The organism is uncultured Subdoligranulum sp. (assembly GCF_937890665.1).
Genome location: NZ_CALADU010000222.1, coordinates 1 through 12,580, shown reverse-complemented (window position 1 = coordinate 12,580; position 12,580 = coordinate 1). Strand labels below are relative to the sequence as shown.

13 protein-coding genes and 1 pseudogene are annotated in these 12,580 nt (G+C 50.5%); 11 read left to right on the top strand and 3 right to left on the bottom strand.

Annotated features, from left to right (window positions below; all coding sequences use genetic code 11):
* Positions 1-17 precede the first annotated feature (17 nt).
* Complete coding sequence (locus Q0526_RS12895) at positions 18-173, top strand: hypothetical protein (RefSeq protein ID WP_366522107.1); 156 nt, start codon at positions 18-20, stop codon at positions 171-173.
* Between the two features lie 743 nt (positions 174-916).
* Here the strand turns inward: Q0526_RS12895 and Q0526_RS12890 are convergent.
* The 3 genes and pseudogenes from Q0526_RS12890 to Q0526_RS12880 form a co-directional block, all read right to left on the bottom strand.
* Positions 917-3,730 (bottom strand): Ig-like domain-containing protein, encoded by a 2,814-nt coding sequence (locus Q0526_RS12890; RefSeq protein WP_298734279.1) that lies wholly within the window; start codon positions 3,728-3,730, stop codon positions 917-919.
* 278 nt (positions 3,731-4,008) lie between these two features.
* The gene (locus tag Q0526_RS18840) at positions 4,009-4,926 is read right to left on the bottom strand and encodes a helix-turn-helix transcriptional regulator (protein ID WP_366522106.1); all 918 of its coding nucleotides are present in this window, start codon (positions 4,924-4,926) and stop codon (positions 4,009-4,011) included.
* Between the two features lie 105 nt (positions 4,927-5,031).
* Positions 5,032-5,193: pseudogene (locus Q0526_RS12880) on the bottom strand (helix-turn-helix domain-containing protein); the annotation flags it as partial.
* Positions 5,194-5,843: 650 nt separating this feature from the next.
* On the opposite strand from Q0526_RS12880, the gene Q0526_RS12875 reads away from it, so the two are divergent.
* The 10 genes from Q0526_RS12875 to Q0526_RS12830 all read left to right on the top strand — a co-directional run.
* The gene (locus tag Q0526_RS12875) at positions 5,844-5,990 is read left to right on the top strand and encodes a hypothetical protein (protein WP_298734278.1); all 147 of its coding nucleotides are present in this window, start codon (positions 5,844-5,846) and stop codon (positions 5,988-5,990) included.
* Positions 5,991-6,059: 69 nt separating this feature from the next.
* Entirely contained in the window at positions 6,060-6,866 is an 807-nt protein-coding gene (locus Q0526_RS12870; protein WP_298734277.1) for a hypothetical protein, read from the top strand.
* A gap of 164 nt (positions 6,867-7,030) precedes the next feature.
* Positions 7,031-7,651: a lysoplasmalogenase family protein gene (locus tag Q0526_RS12865; RefSeq protein WP_298734275.1), complete on the top strand. Its 621-nt coding sequence runs from the start codon at positions 7,031-7,033 to the stop codon at positions 7,649-7,651.
* An 826-nt stretch (positions 7,652-8,477) separates the two neighbouring features.
* Positions 8,478-9,302, top strand: a complete 825-nt coding sequence (locus Q0526_RS12860; protein ID WP_298734274.1) for an ABC transporter ATP-binding protein — start codon at positions 8,478-8,480, stop codon at positions 9,300-9,302.
* Positions 9,280-10,029 carry a hypothetical protein gene (locus tag Q0526_RS12855; protein WP_298734272.1) on the top strand — a complete coding sequence of 250 codons (750 nt, stop codon included), beginning with the start codon at positions 9,280-9,282 and terminating at the stop codon, positions 10,027-10,029. The genes Q0526_RS12860 and Q0526_RS12855 overlap by 23 nt, the downstream gene beginning before the upstream one ends.
* Before the next feature lie 14 nt (positions 10,030-10,043).
* Positions 10,044-10,202, top strand: coding sequence for a hypothetical protein (locus tag Q0526_RS12850; protein ID WP_298734271.1), 159 nt, complete (start codon positions 10,044-10,046; stop codon positions 10,200-10,202).
* Positions 10,203-10,286: 84 nt separating this feature from the next.
* Positions 10,287-10,454, top strand: coding sequence for a hypothetical protein (locus Q0526_RS12845; RefSeq protein WP_366522105.1), 168 nt, complete (start codon positions 10,287-10,289; stop codon positions 10,452-10,454).
* A gap of 53 nt (positions 10,455-10,507) precedes the next feature.
* The gene (locus Q0526_RS12840; protein WP_298734270.1) at positions 10,508-10,822 is read left to right on the top strand and encodes a helix-turn-helix transcriptional regulator; all 315 of its coding nucleotides are present in this window, start codon (positions 10,508-10,510) and stop codon (positions 10,820-10,822) included.
* A gap of 143 nt (positions 10,823-10,965) precedes the next feature.
* Positions 10,966-11,835 (top strand): FRG domain-containing protein, encoded by an 870-nt coding sequence (locus tag Q0526_RS12835; RefSeq protein ID WP_298734269.1) that lies wholly within the window; start codon positions 10,966-10,968, stop codon positions 11,833-11,835.
* 595 nt (positions 11,836-12,430) lie between these two features.
* The coding region (locus Q0526_RS12830) for a transposase (protein WP_298734280.1) at positions 12,431-12,580 on the top strand (150 nt) is incomplete at its 3' end.

Genomic DNA, 12,580 nt, shown 5'->3' with positions numbered 1-12,580 from the left:
TCCGGAAAGGCCACCGCATCCGGGTGACCGTCACCTCCAGCGCCAAGAATTTCATCTTCCCCAACAGCAACACCCGGGAAGGCTATGCTTCTGCCCGGACCGTGGTGGCCCACAATCGGGTACACCACGGTGGGCTGCACGCCTCCCGCCTGACGGTGCGGGTAGAGCCTTGAGCCATTGATGCTCCTCCCTGTCAGCAGAAGCGAAATATCCCCCAAGCGACCTGCTCCGGGGTGGGGGTGCCACGTAAAATCCTGAAGCCGTACCCATCCACACCAGGCCTTGGGTGTTGTTCCTGATGCAATTTTGATACCAAGCCGCCGCTTCCCGGCAAGGCCGGGCGCGGCGGTTTTGTATAAGCAAAACCACTCGCTGGGTGAGTGGTCCCAAAGAAGACTTTAGTCGATACTGCAGAAAGGAAAACTCCCTTTGGCCAAATAAAGGTACAGTCTGCAACTGCACAAGTATAGCCCCGCGCAAGCGGGGCTTTTCTTATTGGCACCGAACAGGCATGATAAAAACCCCAGTTCAACCGGGGGTCAATAAAAAGTACTTTAGTGAAAGAAAGACCCTCCAGTACTAAAATGGAAGCGGTCTGACAACCGCAATACAAAAGCGCTGGAGGTTCTTGTCAATGACAGTAGGGAAATAGGAAGGAGCAATCTGCGAATCCATCCATAATCAACTGCAAGATGATATAACCAATGGTCAGTTGAGTATGAAAGAATTGGTGGACCTGTTCGAGAGAGAGAAAGCTAAAAAGGCATAAAAAGTGCCCCCGAGTAGGGGGCAGCTCGTGGTAAAAGTGTGGTTGCCAGACTTTTCAGTGCTCCCTTTAGGGAGCGACCACAGGCGACAGGTCCTTATAGAGCCTGTTCAAACCACTCGTTCAACGGGTGGTTTGGGTTAGTGTGTATTACTGCTGCTTGCGTTTGGCAATCGCAAGGCCGCTCAGGGCCAGACCGCTGACCAGAAGCAGTACCGTCCACAGGACGAGGGGGCTCTCGTCGCCGGTCTGCGGGACGATGGACGCAGCGGTGGACGTTGCGCCGCTGCCGGGGGTGTAGATGCCCTTTACGTTGCCATAGCCGGACAACTGTTTGGTGGATTCCAGATAGCCGCAGTTGTCACAGCGGTAGCCTGCCTCGGTGGCGGTCCAGTTATGATAGCCGCAGGACGGGCAGGTGTAGTAGATGATGTTGTCCGACGGGGCCGGGGTGGCTGTGGCCGCAGGGGTGGTGGAGCCGCCGGAGGAGGACGTTTCGATCTTGTCCCAGCCGATCACTACGGGGGAAAGCCCTTTCAGGGTGACCTGCAAGCCACTGTCCGTCTTGGTGACGGTAGGAATCTCGGTACCACCGGCGGTGGTGCCCAGACGGGTGGAGTTCGCGGTGAACATGTGGACCACACGGAAGTTGTGGGTGCCCTTGCCGGTGCCGCTGGGATACGGCAGGGTCACGGTGATACCCTCGGTGGGGAAGGTAGCCTCGGTGGCTTCAAACCATGTATTCCCATTGTCCAGAGAATACTGCAGCTTCACATCATAGAAGGCAGTGTTGCCCGCCGTGTAGGCGGCATCCTGCACCAGAACCCGGGTCAGTTCGGATTTGACCTTTTCAGCAGTGTCAAAAGCAGTACCCGAAATACCGGCGGTGATACCCGTGCTGACGGTCAGATTGGTTTTCACATGGGTATCGTTGATGTCTACAACGGCAAAGGAGGCTGTCACATTAGTAGAGACCTGATTGTTGCCGTTGGACCCGGAAATGTTGATGGTTTCTTCATAGCTGCCCACGCCAAGATTGGCCTTGGGCTGCACCGTGAAGGTGGCCCTTTCGCCTACGGCCAGCTCGGTCTTGGAAAGGCTACTCACCTCAAAACTGCTGGTGGAGACGGGCTGGGTCAGGGTCAGGGGGCGGTTGCCGGTGTTGGTGATGGTCACGGTCTTGGCAGTAGGCCGGTCGTAGCCAATGTAGGCTTCTGCAAAGTCGAGAGAGGCATCGATGGAAATGTTGTAGGTCGCTTGGGTTACCTTTATCTGGCAGGTAGCGGTGTGGCCGCCGTCCGCCGTTTTGACTGTGATGGTAGCCTCGCCCGCAGCCACAGCGGCAACATTGCCGCTTTCGTCCACCGTGGCGACTGCGGTATTGCTGCTTTCCCAAGTCACAGTTTTATTCGTGGCATTGTCAGGCTTTACCGTAGCGGTCAGTTGTTCACTTTCGCCGGTGAAGAGGGGGAGTTCGGTTTTGTTCAGGCTCACGCCAGTGACTTTATAGGTCACATCACCGCTCGGAGTCCCGTTCAATGTGCCGCCGTTGACCGTCAGCTTGCCGTTCGTGTCCAGAGAGGCCCCGTCTCCGATGGTCAGGCTCTCGCCCTCGCCAATGGTGATGTCCTCCTGCAAGGTCACATCGCCGTACACAGTGCCGTTCTTGCCATCCCAAATGATGCCTCCGGTGCCATCAGACCCGCTGGCTGCAGGCTTCAATTCAGGAGCCGAGCCTGTTCCGTCCTTCGTTGTTATGATGTTCGAAGCCTTGACCATAGCGTTGCCGCTGACCTTCATATTAGCTACTGCAGTGGCATCATTTACATTCGAAAGAAAATGGATTCCATTTGTTTCACCACTAGCCTGCAAACTGCCGCCCTTGACCTCAATGGTGAGGCTCGGACTACCGGTCTGACTTGTAATCAACCGGACACCAGAACCGCCGTCCCGACTCCCCAACGCTGTAACACTTGCTTCTTCAATCGTCAAATTAGCATTGTTTTGGGAGGACATAAATATTCCTATTCCATTACCACTGAGGCCAGACACAGTCAAACTGCCGGAGCCACTGATGTTCAGTGAAGCATCTCCCCCACTACTACTAACATCGATTCCATACATTCCGGAAACCTTGTTTTCTTCCTCTAAAACGATATTCAGTGATACGGGGCCTGAACTACTCGCTGCGTAGATCCCGGAGCCAGATGTGTTTACATTATTATACACTCCTTTAATGGTCGCATTCTTTAGGGTCAATGTGACGGTGCTTGGGTCGTATTTGACATTCCAATTGTCATCGTTACCCTCGTATTCTGTCAGTCCCCCTGTTGATTTATCCGTGGTCCAGAAGGTGGTATTATTGCCATTGATAACCTGCTGATCTCCAACATAAAGACTATTAGGCGCACCTTCCACCGCCAGCGCCGTGACGGGCAGCATAGGAGCTGTACCGACGCAAACCTTGTCCAGCTCGGCACCCTCCGCAGAGCAGACGGGACAATCCGCATTGACTTCTTCCTCGGTACAAAGAGTTCCACAGGTACATTCTTCCGGCTGTGCGTCGGACGGAGTTGCCGACTTCCCGTTGTCCTGCGGGTTGCAGACTTCACAAACAAAGGTGCAGGGCGTTCCCGCTGTGGCGGGAACATAGCCGCAGGCTTCGTCGTGGCTGTGATTGCAGGCTTCCGGGTCGGTCAGCCCGCCGCAACTCTCGTTGTGTTCATGAGAACAGGGAATTTCTGCTGCCCCCTCGGTGTAGCCGCAGCTTTCGTCATGCTGGGTGTGGTGTTCACACAGTCCGCTTTCGCTTGTGACAATGCCGCTGCGGCCCAGACAGTCCTCTCTGTCAGCTGCGCTGACATTCATCTTATCCTGTACGCCTGCTTCGGCAAACGCCATTGTCGGCAGCAAAGACACGATCATGCACAGGCAGACAAACGCTGCAAACAATCGCTTTTTCATATTGTTTCCTCCTCGGTCTTTTCCTTACGGCGGGCGGAATGTCCACAGATCATCTGCCTTACGGCTTGGTTTGTTCCTTTCAGGACTCCACGCAATCGAAGAACCTTCCGTATGGAGGAACCTCCATACGGAAGAGAGGCATGCCTCTCTTCCATGATCTACTATCCGCTTGGGTTGGGATAGTACGCAGCTTTTCCCAACAACATCTCATTATATCATAAAAAAATCGATTTGAGAGTACCCGTTTTTTGGGAAAAATCGGGTACAAACAAAGGGAATCAGCGCAGCATAAAACCTTTCAGGTCCTGCCGGTGTTTGATGCCGAGAGCCGTCATGGCATTGGAAATATACCGTTTTACCGTATTGAGTGAAAAACCCAAATGGTCAGCGATTTCCTGATTTGTCCAGCCCCGGGCTGCCAGCATGGCAATGGTAAATTCGGTGGTGGAAAGGTTATCTGCTACGTTGTCGCCGGTATCCGGGTTATGGATCTTCCGCCATCCGGCAGAGAACAAATAGGTGATTTGAATGATACGGTCAAAGTCTTCGGGCCATCGGGGCTTGATGACCGCTTCCAGCATCCCGCCCAGCAGACCATGGTGCTCCCCGAAGCCTTCAATCAGGTCATCAGGCTGAGCCAGCGCCCAGGCAGCCAGCAGATGCTCTTGAGCCTGCCGGGTCTTTTTCAGGCTCATGTAATCCATGACCGCCACCAGATGCAGGTAGATTGCCGGGATGGGATAGGCCCCCGCTCCCATCGACAGCGCGCCTTCCGCCAAGCCAGCGCTCAGGGCATATTCTTCTTTCAGGTACATGTAATGGGCCTGCACATACAAGGCAAAGGCCCGCAGACCCGGGGGCAGTAAGGGTAAAAAATCCTCGGCAGGCGGCATTTTTTCCGGAAGAGGCAGATGCAGAAGCACCGCCGCCGAAGCCGCCGCAAAGGCTGCGGCGGTTCCCTGTTTTTTGTTCCCGGCCCGGGCCAGAGTGGTCTGTAATTCCCCCAGCGCCACCCGGGCCTGCTGGATCTGACCCAAAGTCAGGTTTGCGTAGGCATAGATGAGACAGGCGGAAAGCCGGGTGTCCCGGTCAGGGTGGGTCAGGTAGCGCTCCGTTTGCTGGGCCGCCTTTTCGGCCTGTCCGCTGAAATAGAGATACTCCGCGGTGGCGATATCCCGCTGTGGGCCCTTTGGCATTGCGGCAATGGCGCTCTGACACCGCCCGGGTTTGAAAGCTGTATTCATCAGGGGCATCAGGGTCTCGCCCACCGGCTGCCCGGCGTGCATGGTATGGACGGCAGTTTTCCGGCGGGCATCAGCGGGTTTTGACGCATCGGCCGGGATCTGCCAGACCATACCGAATTTCTGTGCACCCGGTATCCGGCCTTTGGTGCAATAAATTTGTACCTGCCGCACGGTGACACCCCAGACTTCGGCTGCCTGCTGCACGGTCATATAGGTCATGAAAACACCTCCTGACTGGTTTTTGTACAATGCGCGGATGCGAAATATGTGATTTTTGTGTCGACAAAAAATTTGGCCCGGCAACACTTCGCCGCTGCGTATACCTATATCATAGCTTTTTAGGTGCTTCTGCGCAAGAATCTGGCCGTGTTCACGCTTGGTTTTGTATAACGAAGCAGGGATTAAAAGCAGCCCAATGAAGGGACAGAGCAGCAAAAAGGCGTCGCTACCTCCAAGCCTGCATATGCAAAGCCGAAATGGGATCCACTGCCTTTCCCGGCCGGAAGCTTTCCTTGCAGATACCGAATCACAAAGGGGATAAAATTATCGATGATAGATTAAAAGCTGCACAACAATGGATGGGATTTTTGGGAAATTTACAGCTTTCTTTGGTAGGACGATCGAGATCAGATCTTCCTTCCCCGATGACTTTTGACGGTTTCGAGGCAGCTTTTGTCTGTGGCCGCTTCTAGCGTTTCCGCAATTTGCGCATGAGTACTTTTATGGAGACAGAAAATATATCGGCGTAGCTTCTCAAGATGTGCTCGATCTATCCAACGGCTTTGCTGGATTTTTGGGCAGGGCACAAATTGACGGCCAAGCGTTTTGGCCTATACGGAAAGTGAAACAATGCAAAGGAGGCGCGCCCTATGGCCGCAGGTGCGGCGGCTGTACCTGCCGGGGCAGACCGTGTGCTGCGTTTTGCCACAGATGTAAATTATCAAAATTTCTGGCCTTTTTCGTTGAATAAATACGCCAATGTTGCTACACTGGACTTAAGAAAGAAGGCACCATGACGATCGTCTGCGGGAAAAGGTTGCCGTAAAACAACTTTTGCATAGCTACATCAAAGGGAGGCGATGACTGTGAAGACCAGCAAAGGAAAAGGGCTTCTTTTGGCTCTGCTGTGCGCCGGCCTTTTGGCAGGGTGTGGTGATGCAGCGTCTTCCACCGCAACAATACAGCCGTCGGATACCGCCAGCCTTTCGCAGGAAGCGTCCCAAGCGGAAGAGCCGCCCTCCGATACTGCCGCGCAATCCGGGGAGGAAACGTCTGCGGAAGCAGAGTTAGAGCCGCCCCTGTCCGAACAGGACCTGCAAGTGCCTGCCCCGGACTTCTTGCCGGAGGATCTGCAGCTACTGTACCGGCGCGCCTACAAAATGATGATCATCCGCATCGGGACCTATGCGATTGACAGCACCGAGTATTTCCCCTGCGATACGCCGGATACCAGCCTGACCTATTGGGACCAGTTGACCATCGATGGAAAAAACTATGCTCCGGCCTTGAATCACTACCAGAGCTGGGACTTGTTCTACAACACACTGGACAGTATCTTCACAAAAGATTTTGTGGAAAACGGTTATCTTGCTTCGGACGAGACTGTTTATTTCCGGCCGGTGGAGGGGCGGCTGTATTATCTGCCCACCGAGCGCGGTACCCATCCGGGTTTCAGTCAGGATACAACCCAAATGGATTTTGCTCTTTTGCAGGAAACGCAGGATAAGATAGACATTCAGGTCACCGCTACGTATGCTGTGGATGAGACCGGGAATCAGGCTTTCCGGCAGGCGTGGCTGGATGGACTGGTTTCTAACACCGAAACCTACACCATTTCCCTGCGGCGGGAGGAAAATGGCTGGCGCTTTTCTGAGTTTGACGTTCCCTTTTAACAATGTGGACCGATTTCTCCCGACAGAAAGGGCGGTATCGGTCCGGAAACGGAGCTTTGCAGGATATCTAACGGCTCTGCCGGATTTTGGGGCAGGGTATAAATTGACGGCCAAGCGTTTTTTGCCTATACTGAAAGGGAAGCAATGTAAGGGAGGCGCGGCCTATGAACCTACCGTATATCGTCGGAATGGGAGTGACCTACACCGCCGCCCTGTGGCTGCTGGTGCGGCGGCTGCGCCTGCCGGGGCGGGGGGATCTGCCCGAAAAGACGCTGTGCAGCCTCTGCTTTGTGGCTGTGGCGGCGGTGTGCGCTGCGCTGGGCAGCCGCCCCGAAGCCTTTTGGCGGTTACTGCCGGCGCTGCTGTGCTGTGTGGTGGGGGATGTGGTGCTGGCGCTCTACAACCATCTGCGCCGTCCGGGCCTGTTTTTGACCGGGCTGGGGGCCTTTCTGGCCGGACACGCCCTGTTTGTGTGGGGGCTGTGCCGGCTGCAGCCCATGGGCTGGCCGGTACCGCTGGCCGCGGTGCTGGGCGCCGGCGGCGCGGTGGTGCTGTCGGGTCTGCCGGGAATGCAGACCGGGCGGATGCGCCCTTGGGTGGTGCTTTACGCAGCCTTTGTCTCGGCACTGCTGGGCAAGGGACTACAGCTAGCCTTTGGCATGGGCGAGCTCTGGTGCTTTCTGGTGCTGGCCGGGGCGGTGCTGTTTTGGATTTCGGATCTGCTGATCCTGTTCCTGTATTTTTACCCTGCAAAGCACCCGGCCGTACACGTTGCCAATATTTAGACCTACTACTATGCCATGTTCCTGATCGCAGTCAGCCTTGCGGTCTGAGAACGGGGGCACGCTAGAAGGTTGCAGCAACTGTTGGAACGGCAGTGCCGCTTTTTTGCCCTTGGAGCCATCCGATTTCTTTGTTAAGATATGCCACCAAGCCCCAGTCTGAAAAGACCGGGGCTTTTCTTATGTTGAAACGCGGCAAAAATGCAGAGGCTTTTTGCTAACATTATCTGTGTGCAGTGCTTTTCTTTGCATTAACAAAAAAGACCGATGGAGCCACCCTGAAATGACTGGGGGCAGTCGGTCTTTTTTGCACAAGAACTCCCGCCAATTTGTCGATGCCAAAACAGTGTTTTGGAAAATAGAAATCCTGAAATTTGTTAGCACTTGCACTGGCACCTACCCCAACCCCATGACCGCTAGAGAAGGGACAGCAAGGCCGTTCTGACAACACGCCAGCTATGCCAAGACCGCCAACGGCCAAAGGTACGCCCCGAAAGAAGCCAAGGTTCCCAGTGCCACGGTGGCACTGTGGGTACCAAAAGCGGTGACAGCCCCGGCGGTTACGCCACCGGCTGGAAAGGCGGCGGTAAATTGTCTGGCTTTCAGTTTGTCCGGTGATGGTGCATCTTTTCCACAATGTCAAGGGATGAATTCAATTCCTTGAAAAGTGATTAAAAATAGCCTGTTTAAGCCGTAAAAGCGAAATGTAACCCCCATGTAAGCGAAGTTTTACAGGATAGTTGGTGGTAGCAACCGGGCTTTTTCGGTAACCTTTAGGGAGTGATGAGAAAGCAAAGCCGCTTTCAGCAAAGGAGAGGTGAAACAGGTAATGGACATGATTTCATTACGGCATATCTATAAGCAATATGGAACGCACCGGGTTCTTGAAGATGTAAACCTTACCATCCGAGAGGGCGAAATCTACGGGCTGATTGGAAAAAACGGTGCTGGCAAAACGACGATTTTCAAAATTATTCTGGGACTGACAGAATACGAAAAAGGACAGCTTTCTATCGCAGGAAGCAAAACAAAATCTGCACTGTCAGCCAGCAGGAAAAAGATCGGATTCTTTATCGGGAAAAACTTTTTTTACTACCTGACTGCCAGAGAAAATCTGGACTACTACCGGCAGATGAAAGGCATCCAAAAGCCGGAAGAAGTGGATCGCGTTCTGTCGCTTGTAGACTTACAGGATGTTACCGCCAAATTCGGTTCCTTTTCTATGGGAATGAAGCAACGGCTCGGTATTGCTAATGCCATGCTTGGAAATCCTGAAATCCTGATTTTGGACGAACCGGTCAACGGGCTTGATCCGCAGGGGATCGCAGATGTCCGAAGCCTGATTGTCAAATTGAACGCCGAGTATGGAACAACAGTGGTGATTTCTTCTCATATTCTCGGCGAGTTGGAACACACCGCCACCCGTTTCGGCATCATAGATCACGGTCAAGTACTTCGGGAAATCACCCATGAGGATTTGAAAGTGCGCAGCGATAAAATCCAGATCAGAGTATCTGATTACGAAAAAGCCAAACGACTTCTTGCAGACAACGATATCGCCATTCTTCAGGAAGGTTCCGCATACAAGTCTTTGGAAGATTACTATTTTGAATTGGTGGGAGGGAATATCCATGACGAATTATCTCAACGCTGACCTGCGCTGCATCCTGCGCAAACAATCTTTTCTCGGCTCTGTGGGAGTTTTCGTACTTCTCTTTGTAGTGATGGTATTTATTGACGTAAATCCGTCTTTTACAACGGAAATGTATGTAGCCAAAGTGACAGGCTTCCTGAGCTTTTTTCCGCTGGTGATTGGCGTATTTGTATTCATATCCGTCTATGCGGATGATTTTAAGTGCAGATCCATGCAGGTAGCCATTGGATACGGGATCCCGAGAAGCCATATCATTCTTGCAAAACTGATGGAAAGTACAATCCTTCTTTTCGCCACTGCCGGGATCATAGGGGGGCTGGTACTCTATGCACCCGTCGTTCTCGGGCTGGTGCCTAATACACAGCAGTTGGTATCTCTGGCACTTACTGTGGCTGTGGAGATGATTCGGGCGCAGGGATACCTTGCACTTTCCACCGTTCCGGTTTTTTTCTCACAAGATGCGGTTGGCGGGATCGTCGCTTATGTCCTGCTGTCCTCAAAAACTGTCTATATTGTGCTGTCTATGGTCTTGGGGCAGGAGCTTTTGGTCAATACCATCGGGGATCTGACAGATTATCTTTATACAGTACAACTTTACACGGTGAAGGCAGAGCTGATGGAAGGTGCTCCCTTTATTTTCACATTTGTTGCGGCCCTGCTGATTTATATTGTCCTTCCCACAGGGATTGCTATAATCGGTTTTCGTAAAAAAGAACTTGAGTTTTAATGGGGGTTTTTGGAATGGAAAAGAAAACAAAAAAGGGAATTGTCATTGCTGTTGTCGTCCTGCTTGTTGTCGCAGGTGCATTCTGGGCGAAGGGATATTACAATGACCGCTATGTCGCATCGAGCTTTTACTACACGCAAATCCCGGAGGATGAAGTAAACGAGGATTCCTGACTTGTAGATGCCGATAGCGTAAAACAGGAAAAAGGGAAAGCGTATGACCTGATTGGCTATGACGAAAATGGAGGGACCAAAGAAGTGTACTTTAAGAAATCCGGCAGTGCGGAGGACTACTATGCTCCCGGTACCTATATCAAAGTCAGCGCCAGCAAAACGATTACGGTCGGTGTAGAAGTAGTTGATGAAACCGATCTCCCCCAGAAGGCGCTGAACCAAATTCAAGAACTGGGGACGAGGCCGCAGTAACGGCTAGACAGGTCGATTGGTTTCAGGTAAAATAATACAAAGGGGATTTTTTTGTGGATATATACAGAGTGATTACAATTTTATTCGCTGTTTTTTATATTTTGTTTTGCCTCGCTGTTTTCGCCGGGATTGTCTATCTTTTCGTCCTGATTGTGAAAGCCTTAAAGAAGTACATCCGTTCCAAAGAGGTGAGGGAAGAAAAGAAGGCAGTGGCAAAATCTCTTGGAGGAGCTTTAAAGGAAAAACGCATGCGCTGCCAGATGACGCAGGAATTTGTTGCAGAAACGCTAGGCGTCAGCCGTCAGTCCGTTTCAAAATGGGAAAATGGTTCCAGCGACCCAAACACTTCCAATCTGGTCCGAGTGTAATTATAGGACTTGGAAAAACTCGGTTATATTAATAGTTTGTAGGCCGTCAGCAAGAGGTTTTCCAAAAAGAAAAATATAATGGAGTTTAGAATATAATTTACAAAATACAAATCCCAAAATCATTTAATACGGAGAACGAAATTATGGCGTATGAAGAATTATTATCCGTCGAGATACATAATGTAAATGAATTGATAGATTTTGTTAAAGAAAATTCTTTGAAAAAGTTTCATGTAGCAACTAATTCAATGACTTTTTATCGTGGACAGAGTAACTACGATTGGCATTTGGAACCAGCAGTATATAGAAACGAGAAATTTCAAAATGAGTCGATATACATAAAAGAGTTTGAACGCCTTAGGCCAGCCGACTTCTCATATGATAATAATTTTGATAAATTAGTCAAAATGCAGCACTATGGCTTACCGACTCGGCTATTAGATATAACAACCAATCCCCTTGTGGCATTATTCTTTGCGTGTCAACATAACTTGGACAAAGATGGAGCATTTTATTACTTTTCTACCCCGACATTTTGGGAAGATAACTGGGCGGTAAGTTTTGTTACAGATTATGTTTTTAACCCAGAAACATGTATTCAAGAATTGGTAAAACGAGCAAGCGAACGGAACCGACTTCCTAGTGTATTCTTAGAGAATGACGATGCAGAGAAAATTATTATGCATACATTGTCAGTACCAGCTCATGCGATATTGCCAAGATTAACCAACCAAAGAATACTTCAGCAGAGTGGCGGATTTTTGCTGTTTGGTATGTCAATTACAGGGATTGAGGTCAGTAAAAATTTGGGAACTTACGGGCGGAAATATATTAAACTTTCAAAATTAGATGAGGGTCAAGAAAAACTTTTGTGCCCGGTAATTAAAAAAATTAGGATTCCAGCCGAGTACAAAAAAAGCATTGTTGAAGAACTCGATTTATTAAATATAAATGAAGGGTTTCTGTTTCCAGAGTTAGAGTACCAGGCAAAGAATATTATTAGACATGTTTGACACGAATTGTTAAAATTTTGCTCGCATATTTCTTGTGCTTAAATCCAATTATAGAATTGGGGCTATGAGAGATCTTTGTAACCCCTCGAAAATATAGATATAATAAAGACCGCCGACAACGGGTGGTTTTGATTTATAGGCGCAAGAAATCTATAAGGAAGAACTTTTGTGTTCGACAAAACATTGAATTATACAAAAAGGGAAAATACATAAATTGTCGGGTGGCGGCAATCTCATGCGGGACTGACAGATCGTTTACATCAATATCTCCGATGCGGTAGTGATTTTGAGCGAAATCCGGTATGTCTACGACAGATACCGGCAAGTGTGCAAAACGGGAAATGATGGGTGAGTGATCTGGTCTCCGGAAGTGTGGGCGGACCGAACATGTCTGTTATGGTGAAATTCTCCCCAAACAAAAAGGAAACAGGCGCATCCCGAAAAGGGAAGGGCCTGTTTCCTTTTCATATAAGAACCACAAGCTATGCTTGTGGGCGAATATAGCACGAGCGTTGATACGGAAAAAAGAACCTCCTTTTGCTAAAATAGAAGCGGGTAACGCCAACCGCACTACAGCAAAAGGAGGTTCATCCAAATGGACGAAAAAAGCTTATCACACACCTGCTGGAATTGCAAATACCATATAGTACTTGTGCCAAAGTACCGCAGGAAAGCAATATATGGGAAACTAAAGTTCAGTGTACAAGGGGTACAAACAAGATTAAAAAGAAATGATAGATTTGAA